Annotated in this window: 23 protein-coding genes; 10 read left to right on the top strand and 13 right to left on the bottom strand. The window is 61.2% G+C overall.

The annotated features are described in order from the left end of the window. Positions 1-4: 4 nt before the first annotated feature. The 3 genes from lepA to lptF form a co-directional block, all read right to left on the bottom strand. Positions 5-1,804, bottom strand: coding sequence for a translation elongation factor 4 (gene lepA, locus WIN67_RS05265; RefSeq protein ID WP_102861276.1), 1,800 nt, complete (start codon positions 1,802-1,804; stop codon positions 5-7). A gap of 168 nt (positions 1,805-1,972) precedes the next feature. After that, positions 1,973-3,034: an LPS export ABC transporter permease LptG gene (gene lptG, locus WIN67_RS05260; protein ID WP_339070725.1), complete on the bottom strand. Its 1,062-nt coding sequence runs from the start codon at positions 3,032-3,034 to the stop codon at positions 1,973-1,975. Next, positions 3,027-4,145 carry an LPS export ABC transporter permease LptF gene (gene lptF, locus WIN67_RS05255; RefSeq protein ID WP_102878482.1) on the bottom strand — a complete coding sequence of 373 codons (1,119 nt, stop codon included), beginning with the start codon at positions 4,143-4,145 and terminating at the stop codon, positions 3,027-3,029. The genes lptG and lptF overlap by 8 nt, the downstream gene beginning before the upstream one ends. A gap of 307 nt (positions 4,146-4,452) precedes the next feature. Between lptF and WIN67_RS05250 the strand changes: the two genes are divergently transcribed. The 5 genes from WIN67_RS05250 (at position 4,453) to rlmF (ending at position 11,074) form a co-directional block, all read left to right on the top strand. Continuing rightward, positions 4,453-5,943: a leucyl aminopeptidase gene (locus WIN67_RS05250; protein ID WP_102861273.1), complete on the top strand. Its 1,491-nt coding sequence runs from the start codon at positions 4,453-4,455 to the stop codon at positions 5,941-5,943. Positions 5,944-6,003: 60 nt separating this feature from the next. After that, positions 6,004-6,432, top strand: coding sequence for a DNA polymerase III subunit chi (locus tag WIN67_RS05245; RefSeq protein ID WP_102861272.1), 429 nt, complete (start codon positions 6,004-6,006; stop codon positions 6,430-6,432). A 7-nt stretch (positions 6,433-6,439) separates the two neighbouring features. Further along, positions 6,440-6,907 (top strand): DNA polymerase III subunit chi, encoded by a 468-nt coding sequence (locus WIN67_RS05240; RefSeq protein WP_102878481.1) that lies wholly within the window; start codon positions 6,440-6,442, stop codon positions 6,905-6,907. A gap of 119 nt (positions 6,908-7,026) precedes the next feature. After that, the gene (locus WIN67_RS05235; RefSeq protein ID WP_265074215.1) at positions 7,027-9,873 is read left to right on the top strand and encodes a valine--tRNA ligase; all 2,847 of its coding nucleotides are present in this window, start codon (positions 7,027-7,029) and stop codon (positions 9,871-9,873) included. 175 nt (positions 9,874-10,048) lie between these two features. Continuing rightward, entirely contained in the window at positions 10,049-11,074 is a 1,026-nt protein-coding gene (gene rlmF, locus WIN67_RS05230) for a 23S rRNA (adenine(1618)-N(6))-methyltransferase RlmF (RefSeq protein ID WP_265074214.1), read from the top strand. A 94-nt stretch (positions 11,075-11,168) separates the two neighbouring features. On the opposite strand, the gene WIN67_RS05225 is transcribed toward rlmF, so the two are convergent. Further along, positions 11,169-11,450, bottom strand: a complete 282-nt coding sequence (locus WIN67_RS05225; RefSeq protein WP_003440137.1) for an HU family DNA-binding protein — start codon at positions 11,448-11,450, stop codon at positions 11,169-11,171. A 394-nt stretch (positions 11,451-11,844) separates the two neighbouring features. Here WIN67_RS05225 and yejK point away from each other — a divergent pair, with 394 nt between their 5' ends. Then, the gene (yejK, locus tag WIN67_RS05220; protein ID WP_060837659.1) at positions 11,845-12,849 is read left to right on the top strand and encodes a nucleoid-associated protein YejK; all 1,005 of its coding nucleotides are present in this window, start codon (positions 11,845-11,847) and stop codon (positions 12,847-12,849) included. Further along, positions 12,849-13,202, top strand: a complete 354-nt coding sequence (locus tag WIN67_RS05215; RefSeq protein ID WP_102878478.1) for a glutaredoxin family protein — start codon at positions 12,849-12,851, stop codon at positions 13,200-13,202. Before yejK ends, WIN67_RS05215 begins: the two co-directional genes overlap by 1 nt. 102 nt (positions 13,203-13,304) lie before the next feature. Here WIN67_RS05215 and WIN67_RS05210 read toward each other — a convergent pair whose 3' ends face one another. From WIN67_RS05210 to WIN67_RS05190, 5 genes are all read right to left on the bottom strand, one after another. Continuing rightward, the gene (locus WIN67_RS05210) at positions 13,305-14,240 is read right to left on the bottom strand and encodes a glutathione S-transferase family protein (RefSeq protein WP_102878477.1); all 936 of its coding nucleotides are present in this window, start codon (positions 14,238-14,240) and stop codon (positions 13,305-13,307) included. A gap of 87 nt (positions 14,241-14,327) precedes the next feature. After that, the gene (locus tag WIN67_RS05205) at positions 14,328-14,648 is read right to left on the bottom strand and encodes a GIY-YIG nuclease family protein (protein ID WP_102861714.1); all 321 of its coding nucleotides are present in this window, start codon (positions 14,646-14,648) and stop codon (positions 14,328-14,330) included. A gap of 54 nt (positions 14,649-14,702) precedes the next feature. Further along, complete coding sequence (locus WIN67_RS05200; protein WP_110652306.1) at positions 14,703-15,173, bottom strand: nuclear transport factor 2 family protein; 471 nt, start codon at positions 15,171-15,173, stop codon at positions 14,703-14,705. Positions 15,174-15,272: 99 nt separating this feature from the next. Then, positions 15,273-16,544: a CynX/NimT family MFS transporter gene (locus tag WIN67_RS05195; protein ID WP_102878475.1), complete on the bottom strand. Its 1,272-nt coding sequence runs from the start codon at positions 16,542-16,544 to the stop codon at positions 15,273-15,275. 13 nt (positions 16,545-16,557) lie between these two features. Beyond that, the gene (locus tag WIN67_RS05190; RefSeq protein WP_110652305.1) at positions 16,558-17,217 is read right to left on the bottom strand and encodes a FadR/GntR family transcriptional regulator; all 660 of its coding nucleotides are present in this window, start codon (positions 17,215-17,217) and stop codon (positions 16,558-16,560) included. 165 nt (positions 17,218-17,382) lie between these two features. Here WIN67_RS05190 and WIN67_RS05185 point away from each other — a divergent pair, with 165 nt between their 5' ends. Both WIN67_RS05185 and WIN67_RS05180 read left to right on the top strand, forming a co-directional pair. Further along, complete coding sequence (locus WIN67_RS05185) at positions 17,383-17,694, top strand: type II toxin-antitoxin system MqsR family toxin (RefSeq protein WP_339070724.1); 312 nt, start codon at positions 17,383-17,385, stop codon at positions 17,692-17,694. Continuing rightward, positions 17,691-18,173: a type II toxin-antitoxin system MqsA family antitoxin gene (locus tag WIN67_RS05180; protein WP_110652304.1), complete on the top strand. Its 483-nt coding sequence runs from the start codon at positions 17,691-17,693 to the stop codon at positions 18,171-18,173. Before WIN67_RS05185 ends, WIN67_RS05180 begins: the two co-directional genes overlap by 4 nt. Before the next feature lie 65 nt (positions 18,174-18,238). Here WIN67_RS05180 and WIN67_RS05175 read toward each other — a convergent pair whose 3' ends face one another. From WIN67_RS05175 to WIN67_RS05160, 4 genes are all read right to left on the bottom strand, one after another. Then, positions 18,239-19,003, bottom strand: a complete 765-nt coding sequence (locus tag WIN67_RS05175) for an amino acid ABC transporter ATP-binding protein (RefSeq protein WP_102878472.1) — start codon at positions 19,001-19,003, stop codon at positions 18,239-18,241. Positions 19,004-19,013: 10 nt separating this feature from the next. Continuing rightward, positions 19,014-20,111 carry an amino acid ABC transporter permease gene (locus WIN67_RS05170; protein WP_102861261.1) on the bottom strand — a complete coding sequence of 366 codons (1,098 nt, stop codon included), beginning with the start codon at positions 20,109-20,111 and terminating at the stop codon, positions 19,014-19,016. Positions 20,112-20,121: 10 nt separating this feature from the next. Continuing rightward, positions 20,122-21,303, bottom strand: coding sequence for an amino acid ABC transporter permease (locus tag WIN67_RS05165; protein WP_102861260.1), 1,182 nt, complete (start codon positions 21,301-21,303; stop codon positions 20,122-20,124). Positions 21,304-21,368: 65 nt separating this feature from the next. Beyond that, positions 21,369-22,397, bottom strand: coding sequence for an amino acid ABC transporter substrate-binding protein (locus WIN67_RS05160; RefSeq protein ID WP_102878470.1), 1,029 nt, complete (start codon positions 22,395-22,397; stop codon positions 21,369-21,371). 475 nt (positions 22,398-22,872) lie between these two features. Between WIN67_RS05160 and WIN67_RS05155 the strand changes: the two genes are divergently transcribed. Continuing rightward, a complete protein-coding gene (locus WIN67_RS05155; RefSeq protein WP_102878469.1) occupies positions 22,873-23,529 on the top strand; it encodes an alpha/beta hydrolase in 657 nt (218 codons plus the stop codon). Positions 23,530-23,535: the final 6 nt, after the last annotated feature.

The raw sequence follows: 23,535 nt of genomic DNA, 5'->3' as shown, positions 1-23,535 counted from the left end.
GGACCTAACTATCCAACCTGAGCACGGCAAGGAAGGCTTCTTGTGGAATTTCCACGTTGCCCACTTGCTTCATGCGTTTCTTACCGGCCTTCTGCTTTTCCAACAGCTTGCGCTTACGGCTGACGTCGCCACCGTAGCATTTGGCCAGTACGTTCTTTCTGAGCGCCTTGACGGTTGTCCGCGCCACAATCTGCCCGCCAATGGCGGCCTGGATTGCCACGTCAAACATCTGCCGAGGAATCAGTTCCTTCATCTTCTCGGTCAACGCACGCCCTTTGTAGTGGGCGTTGTCACGGTGGACGATCAACGCCAGGGCGTCGACTTTCTCACCGTTGATCAATACATCCAGCTTGACCAGATTAGCCGACTGGTAGCGATCGAAATGGTAATCCAGCGAAGCATAGCCGCGGCTGGTGGATTTCAGGCGGTCAAAGAAGTCCAGTACCACTTCGTTCATCGGCAGATCGTAGGTCACCTGGACCTGGCTACCCAGGAACAGCATGTCGTGCTGCACGCCACGCTTCTCGATGCACAGGGTTATGACGTTGCCCAGGTGCTCTTGCGGCACAAGAATATTGGCCCGCACGATCGGCTCGCGCATGTCTTCAATCGCCGACAGATCCGGAAGTTTGGACGGGTTGTCGACATAGATCGTTTCACCGTTCTTCAACTGCAGCTCGAAGATCACCGTCGGCGCGGTGGTGATCAGGTCCAGGTCGTATTCGCGCTCCAGGCGCTCCTGGATGATCTCCATGTGCAGCATGCCGAGGAACCCGCAACGGAAGCCGAAGCCCAGGGCGTCGGAGCTTTCCGGGGTGTACTGCAGCGACGAGTCGTTGAGGGTGAGCTTCTGCAAGGCTTCGCGGAAATCCTCGAAGTCGTCGGAGCTGACCGGGAACAGGCCGGCATAGACCTGCGGCTGGATGCGCTTGAAGCCTGGCAGTACTTCCACGTCCGGGGTCGAACTCAAGGTCAGGGTGTCACCCACCGGTGCCCCGTGAATGTCCTTGATGCCGGCGATGATGAAGCCCACTTCACCGGCCTTGAGGTCAGTGGTGGCGGTGTGTTTCGGGTTGAAGACGCCGACGCTGTCCACCAGGTGGATCTTGCCGGTGGATTTCACCAGGATCTTGTCGCCCTTCTTCACCCGGCCGTGACGCACACGCACCAGGGACACAACGCCCAGGTAGTTGTCGAACCAGGAGTCAATGATCAGTGCTTGCAGTGGGTCTTCGATATTGCCGGTAGGAGCCGGGATAGTGGCGACCAGGCGCTCAAGCACCTCATCCACGCCCAGGCCGGTCTTGGCGCTGCAAGTCACGGCATCGGTGGCATCGATACCGATGATCTTCTCGATCTCTTCCTTGACCCGCTCCGGATCGGCCTGTGGCAGGTCGATCTTGTTCAGCACCGGCATGACTTCCAGGCCTTGCTCAATGGCGGTATAGCAGTTGGCTACCGACTGGGCCTCAACACCCTGACCGGCGTCCACCACCAGCAGAGCACCTTCACAGGCCGCCAGGGAGCGACTGACTTCATAAGTGAAGTCCACGTGGCCCGGGGTATCGATGAAGTTCAGCTGGTAGGTGATGCCATCTTTGGCTTTGTAATAGAGGGTGACGCTGTGGGCCTTGATGGTGATCCCGCGCTCACGTTCAAGGTCCATGGAGTCCAGAACCTGGGCTTCCATTTCGCGATCGGCCAGGCCGCCGCACATCTGGATAAAACGATCGGCCAGAGTCGACTTGCCATGGTCAATGTGGGCGATGATGGAGAAATTGCGGATATGACTCAAATCACTCACGGATGAACACTCAAAAAGGCTGCAGGCAGGGCCCGCCGAAAAATAGCCGGGAATTGTACCTGATACTCGGCACGAGCGTCACGCTCGCCTATCAGCGTTTGTCAAATGCAAAAACGCCCCGATTCAAGGACCGGGGCGTTGCGCTAATCGCCTGGTAGAGCCAATGAATCAGCCGGCTCGGCGCAATAGCCAGAAACCAGCAATGGCACAGATACCCGCCGGCACCAGCACCGCGAACAGCGGCGAGAAGCCAAACACCAGGCTCGAAGGGCCCAGCAGGTCCTGGGCGATACGGAAGGTGAAGCCCACCAATACGCCGGTGAATACCCGCTGCCCCAGGGTCACCGAACGCAGCGGTCCGAAAATGAAGGAAATCGCCATCAGCACCAGGGCCGCCGTCACCAACGGCTGCAGCACCTTGACCCAGAACGCCAGCCAGTAGCGGCCATTGTTCAAACCCTGGTCGGCCAGATAATGGATATAGCCCCACAGACCACTGATGGACAGGGACTCCGGCGCCATGACCACGGTGCTCAGCAGTTGCGGGCTCAGGGCCACATCCCAACGCTCATCGGGCACGCTGATGACCTCGGTGTGACCGTCACGGAAATAGGTGGTGGTGACATCAGTCAACTGCCAGTAGCTCTCGTGGAACCGTGCCTGACGGGCAAAACTCGACGACAACATGTGGTGACTGTCATCGAAGTGATAGCGAGTCACGCCATACAGCAGGCCATTGGGCTGCACTGCGTTGATATGGATGAACTCCTCGCCCTGGCGGTGCCACAGGCCGCGCTTGGAGCTCTGGGCATCGCCGGAACCCTGGGCCAGGGCGCGACTGGCCTGGGCCTGGGTCTCGGTGGCCGGCGCCACGTACTCGCCCACCAGCACGCCCACCAGCATCAGCACCAGCATCGGTTTCATCACCGCCCAGACGATACGACCGACAGAAACGCCGGCAGCACGCATGATGGTCAGCTCGCTGTTGCTGGCCAGGGAGCCAAGACCGATCAGGCAGCCGATCAGGCCGGCCATCGGCAACATTTCATAGACCCGGCGCGGAGCAGTGAGCGCCACGTAGCTCATCACGTCCATCACGGTGTAGGTATCGCTGACACTGCCCATCTCATCGATGAAGGCAAACAGCGAAGCCAGCCCGAGGATGATCCCCAGGACCGCGAGAATAGCCATGAACACACTGCTACCGATATAGCGATCGAGCTTAACCACGAGCCATCTCCTTCATGCTGCGACGACTCGCCATCTTCAAACGCAACGGTTCCCAGTACATCAAACCCAGACCAATCGCCAGGAACATCAGGTGAACCCACCACAGCCCCAGGGTTGGCGAGATCTTGCCTTTCTCCATGGCGCCACGTACCGCGATCAGGATAGTCAGGTACGCCATATACAGCAGGATGGCCGGGATCAGCTTGAGGAAGCGGCCCTGGCGCGGGTTGACCCGAGACAACGGCACCGCCATCAAGGTCACGATAAACACCAGCAATGGCAGAGACAGGCGCCATTGCAGCTCGGCACGGGCCCGCAGGTCATCCTTGCCGATCAGATCAGCAGTGGGCATGGCATCGCGATCGGTGACTTCGTCGCTGACATCAGGCCGCTCCAGCAGCACGCCGTAGGTGTCGTACTTGATCACCCGGTAGTTGGCCTCACCTGGATTGCCGTCATAGCGATAGCCGTTTTCCAGGATCAGGTAGCGATTGCCATCGGGACGAATGTCCTGGTGCCCCTTCTCGGCCACCAGCACCGAAATGCCCTGGTCCTTTTTCTCCCGGCTCAGGCGTTTTTCGGAGATGAACACTCCGGAAAGATTGGTGCGGTCCTCGGAAAGCTGCTCGGTATAGGTCACCCGAGTGCCATCATTGAGCGCCTGGAAGCGCCCGGCCACCAGGGTGTCGAACTCGGTCAGTGCATCCTGTTTGTTCAGCAGCAACTGGAACTGATTGGCCCCCTGCGGCGCCAGACTCAGGCTCAACCAGGCCACCAGCAGGGCCACAAGGGCCGCCGGGATCATGGTCATGCCCAGCAAACGCTGCTGACTCATACCGGTAGCCGACAACACGGTCATCTCGCTTTCGAGATAGAGCCGGCCGTAAGCCAGGAGAATGCCCAGGAACAGTCCCAATGGCAGGATCAGTTGCAAAAAGCCCGGCAGACGAAAGCCCATGATCAGGAACAGCGAGCCCGGGTCCAGGGCGCCCGAGGCGGCTTGTGCGAGGAACTTGACGAAGCGTCCGCTCATGATGATGACCAGCAGCACCGCACTCACGGCACTCAGGGTCAACAGGACTTCGCGGGATAGATAACGAAAGACGATCAAACCAGACACTCCAGGGTTGTCAGGCTAAGGCGGCCGAACAAGCAAACGTATCGAGCCGGCCCCAGAGACAGGGCCGCCGAAAAAAAGATGGCGCATTATCCTGTGATTGCGCGCGCCTGTCACGGAGGATGCTCACCCGACGCTCTAAAGCAGCGAACTTGGCCAAGACGAGGGTTGTCAGCCGCAACGGGCGAGGTTCAAACTGGCGGCTTTGTCGTCGGCAGCACGCGACGCCTTCTTCTATATAGATAAGCCCCGCGCCGGAGTCTTTCCTGCGCTCTTTGACCATTCATTCAGGGACCCAGACATGGAACTGGTTGTAAAAAGCGCTAGCCCGGAAACGTTGAAGACCGCCACCCTGGTGGTCGCCGTCGGCGAAGGCCGCAAACTCGGCAACGTGGCCAAGCAACTCGACGAACTCAGCGGCGGCGCCATCAGCGCCGTACTCAAGCGCGGCGATCTGGCCGGCAAGGTCGGCCAGAGCCTGCTGCTGCACGGCGTGGCCAAGCTGAAGGCGGAACGCCTGCTGCTGGTGGGCGTCGGCAAGGATGAGGAACTGGGCGACCGCCCGTTCCGCAAGATCATCAGCGGTGTACTTGCCACCCTCAAGGGCCTGGGCGGCAGCGATGCCGTGCTGGCTCTGGACGAAGTCGTGGTCAAAGGCCGCGACAGCTATGGCAAGACCCGTCTGCTGGCCGAAACCCTGGTGGACGGCGGTTACGTATTCGATCGCTACAAGAGCCAGAAAGCCGAACCCCGCGCCCTGAAGAAAATCACCCTGCTGACCATCAAGGCCGCCCAGGCTGAAGTCGAGCGCGGCGTGACCCACGCCCAAGCCATCGCCAAAGGCATGGCTTTTACCCGCGACCTGGGCAACCTGCCGCCGAACGTCTGCCACCCGACGTTTCTGGGTGAACAGGCCAAGGCCCTGGGCAAGGAGTTCAAGGGCCTGAAAGTCGAAGTCCTTGACGAGAAGAAGATCAAGGAACTGGGCATGGGCTCGTTCTATGCCGTAGGCCAGGGCAGCGACCAGCCGCCGCGCCTGATCGTCATGCAATACAACGGCGGCAAGAAATCCGAGAAGCCGTTTGCCCTGGTGGGCAAGGGCATCACCTTCGACACCGGCGGCATCAGCCTCAAGCCGGGCGCCGGCATGGACGAAATGAAATACGACATGGGCGGCGCCGCCAGCGTGTTCGGCACCCTGCGCGCCGTGCTCGAACTGCAACTGCCGATCAACCTGGTATGCATCCTGGCCTGCGCCGAGAACATGCCCAGCGGCGGCGCTGCACGGCCTGGCGATATCGTCACCACCATGAGCGGCCAGACCGTGGAAATCCTCAATACCGACGCCGAAGGCCGTCTGGTGCTGTGCGACGCCCTGACCTACGCCGAACGCTTCAAGCCCCAGGCCGTGATCGACATCGCCACCCTGACCGGTGCCTGCGTGGTCGCCCTGGGCGCCCATACGTCCGGCCTGCTGGGCAACAACGACGAGTTGATCGGCCAACTGCTCAGCGCCGGCCAGCAAGCCGACGACCGCGCCTGGCAACTGCCGTTGTTCGATGAGTACCAGGAACAACTGGACAGCCCGTTCGCCGATATCGCCAACATTGGCGGGCCAAAGGCCGGGACCATCACTGCCGCGTGCTTCCTCTCGCGCTTCACCAAGAACCTGAACTGGGCGCACCTGGATATCGCCGGCACCGCCTGGACCAGCGGCGGCAAGGACAAGGGCGCCACCGGCCGCCCCGTACCCCTGCTGACCCAATACCTGCTGGACCGCGCCAAAGCCTGAAAACCATGACCGCGGAGGGTGTCGCTTGAAGGCGGCGCCCTTTCCGGCTCAGGAATCCCAATGACCAAAGTCGACTTCTACATTCTTCCCAGCGCGGACCCTGCGGCGCGCCTGGATTTTGCCTGCAAGCTCACCGACAAGGCCTGGCGCATGGGCCATCGCATCTACCTGCATTGCAGCGACGCCCAACAACGGGACGAGCTCGATGCCCGCCTGTGGCGCTTCAAGGGCGAAGCCTTCGTTCCCCACGGCCCGGCAGAAAGCGAAGCCGACGGCCTGATCGTGCTTGGCTTGGGCCAAGACCCTGGCGAACACAACGACCTGCTGGTGAACCTGGACCTGAAAGTACCGGCCTTTGCACCGCGCTTTGCCCGAATTGCCGAAGTGGTGGTGGAAGACCCGACTATTCGTCAGGCGGCCCGCGAGAGTTTCCGTTTCTATCGCGAACAGGGCTATCCTCTGCAAGATCACCGTTTACAGCGACTCTGAGCACCCGATGGACACTCCCAACCCACTGCAAAAGCCCGCGCATCTGCTGGACGACCTCGAGTCGATCCGTCAACTGCTCGGCGATGACAATCTGCAACCGCCACTGCTGACCGAAACCGTGAGCGGCGAAGTGCAAATCCCCCTGCTGTTCGACATGGTGGGCAGCCAGCAACCTGACGAAACCGAAGCTGCACCCGCAGCGCAAGCCAAACCGCAAGCTGCACCGGCACCCATTCAAGTGACGGCACCAGCCCCTGTTCCAGCTCCAGCGACCGCCCCCGCAGCCAAACCCGCCCCTGCCAGCAACAGCGCCGATGCCCTGCTGCACCTGGATACCGAACTGCGTGCCGCTGCCCAGCTGATCATGCAAGACGTGATCGACGATTTCGCCCCGCACATCGAAACCGAAATCAAGCGCCGCCTCGACGCCCGCCTGGAACGCCTGCTCGCGGCAGCCACCAACGGCAAACCATAAGCCACACGCAAAAGCCGGGCATGGCCATCTTGTCGCTTGCCGCTTGTGGCTTGCTGCTGCCCCCCTCCGCTATACTTCCCGGCTTTTCCTGAATAAATGCCAATAGGGTCCCGCCGCGCATGGATAAGACCTACCAGCCGCACGCCATTGAAACTTCCTGGTACCAGACCTGGGAGTCCGAGAACTACTTCGCCCCGCAAGGCGCGGGCGACTCCTACACCATCATGATCCCGCCGCCGAACGTCACCGGCAGCCTGCACATGGGCCACGGCTTCAACAACGCGATCATGGACGCCCTGATCCGCTTCCGCCGCATGCAGGGTCGCAACACCCTGTGGCAGCCGGGTACCGACCACGCCGGTATCGCCACACAGATGCTGGTGGAGCGTCAGATCGAAGCCCAGGGCCAGAATCGCCATGATCTGGGCCGGGAAAAATTCCTCGAAAAAGTCTGGGAATGGAAGGATCAATCCGGAGGCAACATCAGCCGCCAGATCCGTCGCCTGGGCTCCTCCGTGGACTGGAGCCGCGAGCGCTTCACCATGGACGACGGCCTGTCGGAAGCGGTGAAGGAAGCCTTCGTGCGCCTGCACGAAGATGGTCTGATCTACCGCGGCAAGCGCCTGGTGAACTGGGACACCAAGCTGCACACGGCGATTTCCGATCTGGAAGTGGAAAACCACGACGAGAAAGGCTTCCTGTGGAACCTGAAGTATCCACTGGCCGACGGCGCCAAGACCGCTGAAGGCAACGACTACCTGATCGTCGCCACCACTCGTCCGGAAACCATGCTCGGCGACTCCGCCGTCGCGGTGAACCCTGAAGACGAGCGTTACAAGGCGCTGATCGGCAAGTTCGTCGAACTGCCCCTGGTCGGCCGGCGCATCCCGATCATTGCCGATGACTACTGCGACCCTGAATTCGGCACCGGCTGCGTGAAAATCACCCCGGCCCACGATTTCAACGACTACGAAGTCGGCAAGCGCCACAACCTGCCGCTGCTCAACATCTTCGACAAGAACGCCGCCGTGCTGCCGGCCTGCCAGGTGTTCAACCTGGACGGCAGCCTCAACGAAACCGTCGACGGCAAGATCCCGGCCGAGTACGTGGGCCTGGATCGTTTCGAAGCGCGCAAGCAGATCGTGGCCGCCTTCGACGCTGCCGGCCTGCTGGTCAGCGTCGACGACCACGCCCTGAAAGTGCCGAAGGGCGACCGCTCCGGCACCGTCATCGAGCCGTGGCTCACCGACCAGTGGTACGTCTCCACCAAGCCGCTGGCGGAACCTGCCATCGCTGCTGTGGAAGACGGCCGCATCGCCTTCGTGCCCAAGCAGTACGAGAACATGTACTTCTCCTGGATGCGCGACATCCAGGACTGGTGCATCAGCCGCCAGCTGTGGTGGGGCCACCGGATTCCGGCCTGGTACGACGAATCGGGCAAGGTCTATGTCGGTCGCGATGAAGCCGAAGTCCGCGCCAAACACAACCTCGGTCCGGACGTTGCCCTGCAGCAGGACAACGACGTACTCGACACCTGGTTCAGCTCGGGCCTGTGGACCTTCTCCACCCTGGGCTGGCCGGAACAGACCGACTTCCTCAAGACCTTCCACCCGACCGACGTGCTGGTCACCGGCTTCGACATCATTTTCTTCTGGGTCGCCCGGATGATCATGCTCACCATGCACCTGGTGAAGAACGAAGACGGCACGCCGCAGGTTCCGTTCAAGACCGTGTACGTGCACGGTCTGGTCCGCGACGGCCAGGGCCAGAAGATGTCCAAGTCCAAGGGCAACGTCCTCGACCCGCTGGACATCATCGACGGTATCGACCTCGAAACCCTGGTGCAGAAGCGCACCACCGGCCTGATGCAGCCCAAACTGCAGAAAGCCATCGAGAAGCAGACCCGCGCCGAATTCGCCGACGGCATCGCCAGCTACGGCACCGACGCCCTGCGCTTCACCTTCTGCTCCCTGGCCACCACCGGCCGCGACATCAAGTTCGACATGGGCCGCGTCGAGGGTTACCGCAACTTCTGCAACAAGATCTGGAACGCTGCGCGCTACGTGCTGGATAAGGGCGAGGACTGCGGTCAGAACGGCGAGGCCTATGAGCTGTCCCTGGCGGATCGCTGGATCATCTCGCAACTGCAGCGCACCGAAGCTGAAGTGACCCGTCAGCTCGACCAGTTCCGTTTCGACCTGGCCGCCCAGGCCCTGTACGAGTTCATCTGGAACCAGTACTGCGACTGGTACCTGGAGCTGTCCAAGCCGGTGCTGTGGGACGAGAACGCGCCGGTTGAACGCCAGCGCGGCACCCGTCGCACACTGGTGCGGGTACTGGAAGTGGCCCTGCGCCTGGCCCATCCGTTCATGCCGTTCATCACCGAAGAAATCTGGCAGCGCCTGGCGCCGCTGGCAGGTAGCACCGGCAAGACCATCATGCTGCAACCTTGGCCGGTGGCTAACGAAGCCCGCATCGACCAGGCCGCCGAAGACGACATCGAATGGCTCAAGGGCCTGATGCTCGGCACTCGCAACATTCGCGCGGAAATGAACATCGGCCCGGGCAAGCCCCTGGCCCTGTTCCTGAAGAACGTCAGCGCCGAAGACCAGCGTCGCCTGACCGAGAACGAAGCCTTGCTGAAGAAGCTGGCCCGACTCGAATCCATCACTGTGCTGGGTGCCGGCGACGAAGCGCCGCTGTCCGCCACCGCCCTGGTGGGCGAGATGGAAGTGCTGGTGCCCATGGCCGGCCTGATCGACAAAGGTGCGGAACTGGCCCGTCTGGACAAGGAAATCCAACGCCTACAAGGCGAAGTGCAGCGAGTGGGCGGCAAGCTGTCCAACGCCTCCTTCGTCGACAAGGCTCCGGCCGAAGTGATCGAGAAGGAACGCGCCAAACTGGCCGAAGCCGAACAGGCTCTGGGCAAGCTGGCAGAGCAGCACGCACGGATCTCCAGCCTGTAACGGCGATTCGCGCAGTGTGAAAGAGGGAGGCCCGTACAGGCCTCCCTTTTTTATGCGCGCTGTCTTATGTAGCGAGAAGGCACGCTTGCATCACTTGTCGCTCGCCGCTTGAAACTTACCGTTGCTCCTGTGTGACAATGCCCGCCACTTTGAACCAGCCCCGAATCGATCCCCCATGACCGCCCCCAACACCCCAAAGCCTGCGCGCAAAAAGCCCAAAACCGCCTCCCCGGCCAAAAACGCCGCACCCCGGGAAAAGGCCAGCCTGCATCCGCGCAATCGTCACCAGGGGCGTTACGACTTCCCGCAACTGATCAAGAGCACCCCGGAACTGGGGCAGTTCGTGATCCTCAATCCCTACGGCAAGGAAAGCATCGACTTCGCCGACCCGGCGGCCGTGCGGGTGTTCAACCGCGCCCTGCTCAAGGCCTTCTACGGCATTGCCCACTGGGACATTCCGGCGGACTTTCTCTGCCCACCCGTGCCCGGTCGCGCCGACTACGTGCATTTCCTCGCCGACCTGCTGGCCAGCCACAACCAGGGTGAAATCCCTCGTGGCGCGGCGGTACGGGTGCTGGACGTCGGGGTCGGCGCCAACTGCATCTACCCGCTGATCGGCTACAGCGACTACCGCTGGCAGTTCCTCGGTTCGGACATCGACAGCACTGCCCTGGCCGCGGCCAAGGCCATTGTCCAGGCCAACGGCTTGAACAAGACCATCAGCCTGCGCCAGCAGGGCAATCCCAGGCAGATCCTCAGCGGCCTGCTGGAAAGCACCGAGCGTTTCGACCTGACCATGTGCAACCCGCCCTTCCATGCCTCCCTGGACGAGGCCACCCGCGGCAGCCAGCGCAAGTGGCGAGCTCTGGGCAAGGCCGATCCCAAGCGCAAGCTGCCAGTGCTGAATTTCGGCGGCCAGGCCCGGGAACTCTGGTGCGAGGGTGGCGAGATCCGTTTCGTCAGCCAGTTGATCAGCGAGAGCGCCGGCGTCGGCCAACAAGTGCTGTGGTTCAGCACCCTGGTGTCAAAGGCCTCGAACCTGCCGGCGATTGAAAGCGCGCTGAAAAAGGCCGGGGCCCTGGAAAGCCAGGTGGTGGAGATGTCCCAGGGACAGAAACAGAGCCGCTTCGTCGCCTGGACCTTCAAAGACAAGGCACAGCAACAGGCCTGGAGTCAGGAACGCTGGGTTAGGAAGAGCTAGAGAGGCGGGAGATTCAAAGACGATTCACCTTGCGTGAATCGGTGTCACACAAACCGTGCCCGGAGTACTTCTGAGCACGGTTTCACTGCAAGTCTTACTTGTTAACAGCGTCGGTCAGGCCTTTAGCCACAACCAGCTTGATAACTTTCTTGGCAGCGATTTCGATGGCAGCGCCAGTCGATGGGTTACGGCCAGTACGGGCAGGACGCTCGGTCACTTTCAGTTTGCCGATACCTGGCAGAGTGATTTCGCCGCCATTTTCCAATTGATCAGCAACGATCTGGGCCAGTTGGTCCAGGGCGTTACGCGCGGTGGTTTTCGGCGCGTCGATAGCTTCAGCGATATCAGCGATCAGTTGGTCTTTAGTAATAGCCATTGTGGTGTTCCTTCCCTATCAAATTCATTTGGATTGCAGAGTGCAGTGTCAGCCATCGAGCCAGATCTTGTGAATCTGGCACCCCGGTTACAACCACGACAGATCGGGGTTATAGATACCGAAATCAGGGTTTGGTTCGACCCAACAAATGCTGAATGCACGCTTAACGCTGAGACATCGCGTAAGACGGGGCAAAACTAGCACACAGACGGGGAAATATCCGCCTCTACCTAGCCATTTGGTCAGCTTTATTGCTCTAAATCGGTAAAAAAATGCATAAGCGTTACCGACAGGCCGTTCATCGCCTGGCAAACCGCGCCAAAACCAACGGGTGCGGTACACTGGGCACTTTTTCGGGGAGTCCGCCCTCCCCCTTCAATCAGCCGAGAAGCCCATGCCGATCCGTCATTGCATCGTCCACCTGATCGACAAAAAACCCGACGGCAGCCCCGCAGTTCTGCATGCCCGAGACTCCGAACTGGCAGAGTCCGCGGCCATCGAGAACATGCTCGCCGATCTCAATGAAAGCTATAACGCCAAACAGGGCAAAGCCTGGGGCCTGTTCCATCCCGAGTCCGGCGCTTTCCCCTTCAGCGGCTGGCTGAAGGAGTACCTGGACGGCGGCCAGGACTTCACCGCATTCAGCCGGGTGGCGGTGGAGCATCTGCAGAAGCTGATGGAGGAATCCAACCTGTCGGTGGGCGGCCACGTGCTGTTTGCTCATTACCAACAGGGCATGACCGACTATCTGGCGATCGCCCTGCTGCACCACAGCGAAGGCGTGGCGGTGACCGACCAACTGGACGTGACCCCGTCGCGCCATCTGGACCTGGGCCAACTGCACCTCGCCGCGCGGATCAACATCTCCGAGTGGCAGAACAACAAGCAGTCCAAGCAGTACATCTCCTTTATCAAGGGCAAGAACGGCAAGAAGGTCTCGGAGTACTTCCGCGACTTCATCGGCTGCCAGGAAGGCGTCGACGGTCCGGGCGAGACCCGCACCCTGCTCAAGGCCTTCAGCGACTTCGTCGAAAGCGAAGACCTGCCGGAAGAGTCGGCCAGGGAAAAGACCAAGACCCTGGTGGACTACGCCAGCAGCCAAGCCAAGCTCGGCGAACCCATGGGCCTGGAAGAACTCTCGGAACTGATCGACGAAGACCGCCCCAAGGCGTTCTACGACCACATCCGCAACAAGGATTACGGGCTATCGCCGGAAATTCCTGCGGATAAACGCACCCTCAACCAGTTCCGCCGCTTCACCGGTCGCGCCGAGGGCCTGTCCATCAGCTTCGAAGCCCACCTGCTGGGCTCGAAGATCGAGTACGACGAAGAAGCCGGGACCCTGATCATCAAGGGCCTGCCGACCCAGCTGACCGACCAGCTCAAGCGCCGCAACTGATGCTCCAGGGAGTACTGAAGAAGTTCCTGCTGATCCTGCTGGTGGTGGTGGTCTATCAGAACTGGGGCAAGATCGAGCGGCTGTTCAACCCTTCGGCGGTGGTCAGCGAAGAGATCCGTAGCCAGGCCCGGGTGGTGCTGTACGCCACCGACTGGTGCGGCTACTGCAAAGCTACCCGACGCTTTCTCGATCAGAAGGGCATTCCCTATCGGGAGTTCGACATCGAGAAAGACGCAGAGGCGCGTAAGGCCTATACCGCTCTGGGCGGTGCCGGGATTCCGATCCTGGATGTGAATGGAACCCTGCTCCGCACCTATGATCCCGATGCCATCATGGCGGCGCTGCAACCGTAGGAACCGGCGAGCCGACGCGGCGCTTGCCGGCGAAGGGGCCGGCAGATCGTGCACCGATCTTGAGGACGCCTTCGCTGGCAAGCCAGCTCCTACAGGTGTGAGTCACTGCGCCTGGATACGGAAACCCAACCGCGGGAAGTGCACGTGGACCACGCCGGCACGTGGATCTTCACGGCGCAGGATCAACTCTTCAGTACCGGCAAACAGCAACTCGCCCGCCACCGGATCGACTCCATAGTCGGTCGCAGCAATCACCACCTGCTGCCCTGCCACAAAGCCATTGGGGTCGACAAACCGCTCATCCGGCAGCGGCGCCGGGGTCGCACCGCGCGACACCTCAAGGGCCTCTTCAGCGCTCATTTCAGTGAAGGAGCCGTGACCAAAGCCCAGCACTCGCGCCAACCAGGCTGATACCGCCGGATACTCGTCCACCAGCGGCGCCGTCACCGGCGTACCCTTAAGGAACCACAGCGGGTGCGCCAGGGCGATATCGGCAATCGAGGGCTCACCAAACAGGAAGTCCCCCGGCTCACGCTGCAGTTGCTGCTCCAGACGCGCCATGATGGTCGGCCACTGATGCTTGGCCACTTCCAGGGGCAGACGGCTGGCGCTGCCGCCACTGAACAACCCGGCGCGGTCGGCCATGAAGGCCTTGACCACCTCCGGCGGCATCTTGCCGAAACGTGCTGCGGCAGACTCGGGCTGGAACACCAGGGTCACCGCATGCTGGAACACCACCGAGTCGACCCAGGCGGCGAAGGTCGCGCTGATCATTTCCTGGCCTTCGGGGAACAGCGCCGGCGAGGCCTTTTCCCGCTCCAGACGCCGGGCGATCAAAGCCGTGTCGCAGTAGATATCAGCACCGACCTGCAGTACCGGCGTCTTGCGATAGCCACCGGTCAGGGCGGTCAGATCAGGCTTGGGCATCACCGGGGAAATCTTCACGGAGCGCCAGGACAGGCCCTTGAAGCCCAGGAGCAAACGGGCTTTTTCCGCGAAGGGAGAGGTCGGGTAATGGTGCAGGATCAACTCTGACATGCTGGGGTCCGCCGGAAGAGGGAAAGCGCTGAGCTTAGCGCGCAATCCATGGACGGCCTACCGATCCGACTGATGAGCGCCTATCAGTCAGATTGATGCTGCTGCCCCGGCAGACGCCACCAGACACTCCTTGGCGCTTTTCCTGAGCTTCTTGATCAACCGCTCCTGACGCAGAGCCTCGCTCTTGTCCCGACAAGCTTCGGTATAGACCAGGGCCACCGCCGGGCTGGAGAGAAAGAAACGCGCGCCCTTGCCACTCTGGTGCTTGGCGAAGCGCTTCACCGGGTCGTCGCTGATGCCGCAATAAAGGGCGCCATTGGCCGCACGCACCAGATACACAAACCAGGGTTTGCTGGCAGGCGCGGGCAGTTCGCCGGCAATCACGGGGTTTGGATCGGGGCTGCTCACAAAAACCATCGGGGCCTGTGGATAACAAGCCGCGATCTTAGCAGAGGATGGCTTTCAGCGACCGCTCTGGAAGGCCTTGAGGCCTTTACGGGCCTGGGCGCGAACGGCATTTTTCAGCAGCGGCGTCCAGCCCAGCAAAAGCCCCTTGGCCCCCAGGGCCTGGCGCGCCCAACGCCACAGGTCGAAATGGTCGTGGTGCTCACAGATCTTGCCATCGCGAAACACGAAGCGCGCCTGGATATCGTTGACCACCGTGTTGCCGGTCTGGCTGAACAGGTAGGTGGCGACCCAGTGCGCGCCACCCGAACGCTCGTCGGCACGCACCTGATCGAAGGTCAGGGAAAAGTCCTTGGCCCGCGCGGTGAGCATGCGCCACATGTCGCCGGCGTCACGTCCGCGCAATTCGCCGAAGGCCGGATCACTGAATACAACGTCCTCGGTATAGCAGGCGCTCATGGCCTCGGCATCGAGCCGCTGGAAGGCCTGGTAGAACTCAGTGATCAGGACGCGGTGGGCATCACTCATGGGCGGACTCCGGAAGGACAAAGGGATGCCAGCACAATAATCCGCACGCCCAGAGAAGACTATCGGCATTTGCCGTGCAAATACCGACAGTGACGCTCCTCAGATCCTCTCGCTTTGCGCCTGCACATACAGCGAGCGGCCGGCGCCCAGCCCGGCAATGATCGCCCCGCTGCCCAACACCGCGAAGATCCAGCCCACGGCGTTCCAGCCGCCGGTCCAGTCATGCACCAACCCCACGGCAAACGGCCCCATGGACGCCAGGGTGTAGCCGATGCCCTGGGCCATGCTCGACAGGTTGGCGGCCACATGGGTATCCCGTGAGCGCAGGACGATCAGCGTCAGGGCCAGGCTGAAAGTGCCTCCTTGCCCCAGGCCCAGCAGAATGGCCCAGCCCCACAAGCCATCAAGCGGTGCATACAGGCAACCGAACAGGCCGCCCAAGGTCATCAACATGACGATCACGATGGCCAGACGCTGGTCCTTGCCGCGAGTCGCCAGCCAGGGCGCCGCCAGGGAGCTGGCCAATTGCACGATGACCGAACCCGACAGCACCAGTCCCGCCTGGGTCGGAGTCAGCCCACGACCGATCAGGATCGATGGCAACCAGCCAAACACGATGTAGGCCAGGGACGATTGCAAGCCCATGTACAAGGTCACCTGCCAGGCCAGGCGATCGCGCAGCAACCCGCGCACACGGAAAGCGACATGGTGGGCACCGTGTTTCTGCCCCACTTGAGGCAACCAGAACAGCGCTGCCATCAACGCCGGCACCACCCAGAAGCCAAGGCCCATGGCCCAGCTGTCATCGAAGTGGTGGCTCAAGGGCACCGTCGCGCCTGCCGCCATGGCTGCCCCCAGGCACAGGGCCATGGTGTAGACCCCGGTCATGCTTCCCGCATGCCGGGCGAAGTCGCGCTTGACGATGCCCGGCAGCAGCACCCCGATCACGCCGATGCTGGCCCCGGCCAGGATGCTCCCGGCAAAGACCCCGAACTCACCGAGCGAGCTGCGCAGGACAATGCCCAGGGCCAGGGTCAGGAGAATCCCCAGCACCACCCGTTCGGCGCCGAAACGCCGGGCCAGCAGCGGCGCCAAAGGCGCGAACAGCCCCAGGCACAACACCGGCAAGGTGGTCAGCAACCCCGCCTTGGCCGCCGACAGGCCCAGGCTCTGGGATACGTCACTGAGCAACGGCGCCATGCTCGACAGCGCCGGACGCAGGTTCAACGCCACCAGGATCAGCCCCAACAGCAACAGCCAGGGCCGCCGCAAAGGTGGCGGGGCCTGCTGGACTTCTTCGTCATCGGCCTCGGCATCGATCAACAACTCGGGAGGCGACGGGGTGTTCGGAGGGGACTGCTGGTTGGACATAAAGGTCTCGGATTCAGGATTCGTTGATCAACTGGCGGGACAGGTGCTTGGCCCGCTCGGGGTCGCCCTGCTCGATGGCGTCCAGCAGATGCTGGTGGAGATCGAAGACGTCCTGGCGGCGCGGAGTGACCGTCAAGGCCTGGCGCAACTGAGCGCCCACCACACTGGAGAAATAGCGGTACAGCTGGCTCAGGGTCGGATTGTGCGCGGCATCCACCAGGCCCTGATGAAACACCAGGTCGCAGGCGATGTAGCTTTCCAGATCGCCATGAAAATGCCCGCCGCTGGCCTGCAAGGCTTCGCTCAAGGCGCGCAGGTCCTCGTCGGTGCGACGCAGGGCCGCGAGGCCAACCGCCTCCACTTCAAGGATCTGCCGGGTTTCCCGGGCCTGCTCCAGAGAGCATTGGGACAGGGCCTGGAGCATGTCCAGGGGATCAGCCACGGCTCGCAGGTAGCTGCCATCGCCCTGGCGTATCTCGATCAACCCGGAAAACGCCAGCACCCGCATGGCTTCACGCACGGTGTTGCGGCTGATGCCCAGCTCACTGGCCAGCTCCGGCTCGGTGGGCAGGCGCTGGCCGACGGCCCAGACGCCCTTGGTGATGCGCAGGCGCAACTGTTCCAGGGCCTGGTCAACCAGGGAACGTTTGATCAGGGGGGAAATTTCGCTCATTGAACTCACTCTTTCATCCAATCATCGGACGAATTGCCCGACATGGTATTCAGGCTTTTCCGAGAGTTCAACGATTTAGGCTGGAGGAGGCACTTTCGCCATTGCAATCAGGCCTTGACAAAAAACCCTATAAGGGTAATTTCGATCAAGCATCAAGGGTGTCTCATGGAAAAGAAAACACCTCATTACGACCTGTCGCTGATCAAGGCACAGGTCGTTCGGCAAGGAGCACAAGCCTTCACTCGAAGCGCATTGCGCTGCGGCAGGGAACTCGGATTGTCCCTGGCCGCCATGCAACGAGTAGTAGCCGGACTCCAGGGCAGCCTGTTCTACAAATCGATGACAACCTATAGCGATCATCGGCTGTGGCAGGACGTGTATTACACCTGCATCGATAACTGGACGCTCTACATCAAGGTCACCGACCGCCCCGGTGCAGGGCCTCCCGTGATCTCCTTCAAGGAGGCAGAGACATGAAACGACAACAATGCTACAGCTGCGGCGCTCCGACCGGCATGCTGGCGTTCGAGCAGCGCAGCGAGCTCGTCGACTACCGGCACCTACAGCGTCACCTTCATGGCCTGGCGGGCTGGGAATGCCAGGAATGCGGTGAAATCGAATTCGACGCCGCCAGTGCACAACGCTACGCCGCCGCGGGCGATCAATTGCTGGAAGAGTACCGGCAGAGCGTCGCCGCCGACATGAAGCGCATCCGCCGCCAGTTGCACCTCTCGCAGAAAGAGGCGGTCAAACTGCTGTCCGGTGGCGGGCACAACGCCTTTTCCCGTTACGAGCGCGGCGAAGTCGGCGTGCCCCAACCGCTGTACGTGCTGATGCGCCTGCTGGATCGCCACCCACAGTTGATGAAGGACGTACTGGAACTCAGCGCACCACAGCGGGCGCCTTCTGCCTCCAGCGACCACCCCGAACAACAGCTCGGCGCTGCCGGCGGTTGAACGCCGGGCAAAAATAAACCCGGAACCAGTCCGGGTTTATCGTCAGCGCGGGCCCTGCATCAGGATCAATGCAGGATCTGGCTCAGGAACAGCTTGGTGCGATCATTTTGCGGGTTGTCGAAGAAGTCATTCGGTGCCGCCTGCTCGACGATCTCGCCCTTGTCCATGAAGATCACCCGGTTGGCCACGGTGCGAGCAAAACCCATTTCATGGGTCACGCAGAGCATGGTCATGCCGTCTTCGGCGAGGCCGATCATGGTGTCCAGCACCTCCTTGACCATTTCCGGGTCCAGGGCCGAGGTGGGTTCATCGAACAGCATGATCTTGGGCTTCATGCACAGCGCCCGGGCAATCGCCACCCGTTGCTGCTGGCCACCGGAAAGCTGGCCCGGGTACTTGTGGGCCTGCTCCGGAATCCGCACCCGTTCCAAGTAATGCATGGCAATTTCCTCGGCCTTGCGCTTGGGCATCTTGCGCACCCACATCGGCGCCAGGGTGCAGTTCTGCAGGATGGTCAAGTGCGGAAACAGGTTGAAGTGCTGGAACACCATGCCCACTTCCCGGCGAATGGCCTCGATCTGCTTGAGGTCGTTGGTCAGTTCTACCCCATCCACCACGATGCGTCCCTGCTGGTGCTCTTCCAGACGGTTGAGGCAACGGATGGTGGTGGATTTGCCCGACCCCGAAGGCCCGCACAGGACGATGCGCTCGCCCTGCTGGACGTTGAGGTTAATGTCCTTCAACACGTGGAACTGGCCATACCACTTGTTCACACCCTGCATCTGAATAATGCCTTCAGGGCCCACAGGCTTTTTGTTCGCTTCACTCATGGAGGTACTCCTAACGCTTGTGGCCTGTGTCCAACTTACGCTCCAGATGCATGGAGTAGCGGGACATACCAAAACAGAAAATCCAGAACACCAGGGCCGCGAAGACATAGCCTTCGGTGGCCATGCCCAGCCATTTGGGGTCGGCGGCGGCTTGCTTGACGCTGTTGAGCAGGTCGAACAGGCCAATGATGATCACCAGGCTCGTGTCCTTGAACAGGGCGATGAAGGTGTTGACGATCCCGGGGATCACCAGCTTCAGGGCTTGCGGCAGAATCACCAGGCCCATCGCGCGCCAGTAACCCAGGCCCATGGCGGCAGCCGCTTCGTACTGGCCCTTGGGAATGGCCTGCAAACCGCCACGCACCACCTCGGCCACATAGGCCGACTGGAACAGGATCACCCCGATCAACGCCCGCAGCAGCTTGTCGAAGTTCATGCCCTCAGGCAGGAACAGCGGCAACATCACCGACGACATGAACAGCACCGTGATCAGCGGCACGCCGCGCCAGAACTCGATGAAGGTCACGCAGACCACGCGGATCGCCGGCAGGTTGGAACGTCGTCCCAATGCCAGCAGGATGCCCAGGGGCAAGGCCCCGGCAATGCCCACCGTGGCAATCACCAAAGTCAGCATCAGGCCGCCCCACTGGCTGGTGGCGACGGTGCTCAGGCCCAGGTAGCCGCCGTGCAGCAGGGTGTAGGCCAACACCGGGTACCACACCAGGAAACACAAGCCGTAGATCGCTTTGCGAGCAAAGCGCGAGATGAACAAGGGAGCCACGCCGATCACCGCCAGCCACACGGTCAGGTCCACCCGCCAGCGCAGTTCCACTGGGTAGTAGCCATACATGAACTGGCCGAAACGCTGCTGGATGAACACCCAACAGGCACCGTCCTTGGTGCAGTCGGCACGGGTGGTGCCGACCCAGTTGGCGTCGAGGATCGCCCACTGCAGGATCGGCGGCACCACCAGGTAGATCAGGTAGAAGGCAAACAGGGTCAACAGGGTGTTGAGCCAGTTGGAGAACATGTTGGCGCGCATCCACGCCAGCACGCCGATACTGCGGCTGGGCGGCGGCATATCGGGTTTGAAGGTATGAGTCGTCATGGGCGCTTCCTCACCGCTCGATCAGCGCAATGCGCTTGTTGTACCAGTTCATCAGCAGGGAAATGCTGATGCTGATTGCCAGGTACACGCTCATGGTGATGGCAATGACCTCAATGGCCTGGCCGGTCTGGTTGAGCACCGTGCCGGCGAACAGCGAAACCATTTCCGGGTAACCGATACCGGCGGCCAGGGACGAGTTCTTCGCCAGGTTCAGATACTGGCTGGTCAATGGCGGAATGATCACCCGCAAGGCCTGGGGAATGATCACCTTGCGCAGGGTCGGACCGTTGCGCAGGCCCAGGGAACGGGCTGCCTCGGTCTGGCCGTGGCTGACCGACTTGATCCCGGAACGCACGATTTCGGCAATGAAAGCCGCGGTGTAGACGGTCAGGGCCAGGGTCAGGGCCAAGAGTTCGGGGATCAGTACCCAGCCGCCGACGAAGTTGAAGCCTTGCAGCTTCGGCAGCTCCCAATGCACGGGCGAGCCGAAGACCAGCGCGCACAGCGCCGGAATCACCAGCAACAACGCCAGGCCAGTCCAGAACTTGTGGAACGGCACCCCGGTGTCTTCAAAGCGTTTGTTGGCCCAGCGGCACATCAGCACGATGGCGACGATGGCCAGCACCACACTCGCAAAGAACGCCCAGAACCCTGGAGCCATCTGCGCCGCCGGCATGTTCAAGCCACGACTGCTGACGAAGAAGGTGTCGCCGAAGTTATGGCTGTTGCGCGGCCCCGGCATGGTCAGGAACACCGCGAAGTACCAGAACAGGATCTGCAGCAGCGGCGGAATGTTGCGGAACACTTCCACATACACCGTCGCCAGCTTGCTGATGATCCAGTTCTGCGACAGCCGCGCCACCCCGATGATGAACCCCAGCAAGGTCGCCAGGATCACCCCGATAAAGGTCACCAGCAGCGTATTGAGCAGACCGATGACGAAGACCCGGGCATAACTGTCCGCTTCGGTGTAGGCAATCAAGTGTTGAGCGATGCCGAAACCGGCGCTGCGCTCAAGAAAGTCGAAACCCGAGGTAATACCCCGGTGCTGGAGGTTGGTTTGCGTGTTGTCGAACAGAAACCAGCCCAGCGAAACCACCGCCACAAGGGTGATGATCTGGAACAGCCAGGCGCGCACACGCGGATCGCTGAGGCTAAGCCTCTGCTTGGGTGCGCCGATTGAATTTTGCATGAAGTGCCCCAGGAATAATGGAACAGAACATCACCCGGCGGTTGGCCCGCCGGGTGATAGAACCATCAGCGCACAGGTGGTGCGTATTGGATGCCGCCGTTGTTCCACAGCGCGTTCAGGCCGCGGTCGATGGCCAGTGGCGTGCTCTTGCCGAGGTTTTTCTCGAACACTTCACCGTAGTTACCTACTTGCTTGACGATCTGTACTACCCAGTCCTTCGGCAGTTTCAGGTCTTTGCCGTATTCACCGTCCGCGCCCAGCAGACGTGCTACATCAGGGTTCTTGGTGGACTTGGCTTCAGCTTCGACGTTTTTCGAGGTGATGCCCGCCTCTTCGGCGTTGAGCATGGCGAACAGGGTCCACTTGACGATGCTGAACCACTCTTCGTCGCCCTTACGCACCACCGGGCCCAAAGGCTCCTTGGAGATGGTTTCCGGCAGTACGACGTATTCGGTCGGAGTCGCCAGCTTGCTGCGCTGTGCGTAAAGCTGGGACTTGTCGGAGGTCAGCACGTCGCAACGACCGGACTCCAGGGACTTGGCGCTTTCATCGGAAGTATCGAAGGTGATCGGGGTGTATTTCAGACCATTGCCGCGGAAGTAGTCCGACACGTTCAGCTCGGTGGTAGTACCGGCTTGAATACAGATGGTCGCACCGTCCAACTCCTTGGCACTTTTCACACCCAGTTTGTTGTTCACCAGGAAGCCAATGCCGTCGTAATAAGTGACGCCGGCGAACATCAAGCCCATACCCGCGTCACGGGAACTGGTCCAGGTGGTATTGCGCGACAGCACGTCGATCTCGCCGGATTGCAGCGCAGTGAAGCGCTCCTTGGCGTTCAACTGGCTGAACTTGACCTTGGTCGCATCGCCGAATACGGCTGCGGCCACGGCACGGCAGACATCGGCGTCAATGCCGAGAATCTTGCCGGTAGCGTCCGGTACCGAGAAGCCCGGCAGACCATCGCTGACGCCGCACTGTACGAAACCTTTCTTCTGTACTGCATCGAGGGTCGCACCCGCCTGTGCGAAACCGCTTGTAGCCAGTACCGTGGCCGCCGTAACGACGGCCAGGGTGGATTTCAACATCTTCATTCAAACCTCCAGTTTTGCTCTTGTTGTGTCGGAGCTTGAGTCCTGCCGCACCCTCATGAGGCGCTGTTGACCCGCGTCGGCTTTTTATAGGGTCAAGCGGCGTAAGACCTTCGCTATGAGTCTAGTAGGAGAAATCCACGTAATGGGGGACCTACATCTCACCAATCGGCCGAACGGGCTTTAGCCCTTTGCAGTTCACAGAGCCCGTAGCGGCCGTAGGCGAACCGGTATCAGAGGAGGTGGGGTATGCCATCGCCCGCGGTAGCCTGTTAGTGTTACCGCCGGCAGAGCGTGCTATCACATCCGCTCCTCTTTCTGAGCCATAGCAAAGCCCGTACCACAGTTTCGGCTAAAGCGTTTCAGCCAGTGGTCAATAGCAAAACGTTCAACCGTGCGACATCTTCTTCACCGATCAACCGGGCGCGCCCCTTAACCTCGCACTCAATCAGCGCGCACGCACATAAATGGAGCAGCCATGACCGAGCCCTTGATTCTTCAGCCCAGCAAGCCCGCAGATGCCTGTGTGATCTGGCTTCATGGCCTGGGAGCGGACCGTTACGACTTCCTGCCGGTGGCCGAGATGCTGCAGGAAAAACTCTTGAGCACCCGCTTCGTCCTGCCCCAGGCGCCGACCCGTGCCGTGACCATCAATGGCGGATACGCCATGCCCAGCTGGTACGACATTTTGGCCATGAGCCCGGCTCGCGCGATCAGTCGCGAACAGCTCGAAGAATCATCTGACGAGGTCATCAGACTGATCGAAGAGCAACGCGCAAGCGGAATAGACGCATCGCGCATTTTCCTCGCGGGTTTCTCCCAAGGTGGCGCCGTGGTACTGCACACCGCCTTCCTCAAATGGCAGGGTCCCTTGGGTGGCGTACTTGCCCTCTCCACCTATGCCCCGACCTTCAGCGATGAACTGCAACTTTGCGCCAGCCAACAGCGGATTCCGGTGCTGTCCCTGCACGGCCAGTACGACGAAGTGGTGCAGAACGCCATGGGACGCACCGCGTACGAGTACCTGAAACAGCACGGTGTCACCGTGACATGGCAGGAATACCCAATGGGACACGAGGTGTTACCGGAAGAAATCCGTGATATCGGCACCTGGCTGAGCGAGCGTTTGCGCTAGAAAAAG

Source organism: Pseudomonas idahonensis (genome assembly GCF_037903935.1).
In the GTDB taxonomy this organism is placed as follows: domain Bacteria; phylum Pseudomonadota; class Gammaproteobacteria; order Pseudomonadales; family Pseudomonadaceae; genus Aquipseudomonas; species Aquipseudomonas danubii.
This window is presented reverse-complemented; position numbering and strand designations above follow the sequence as displayed.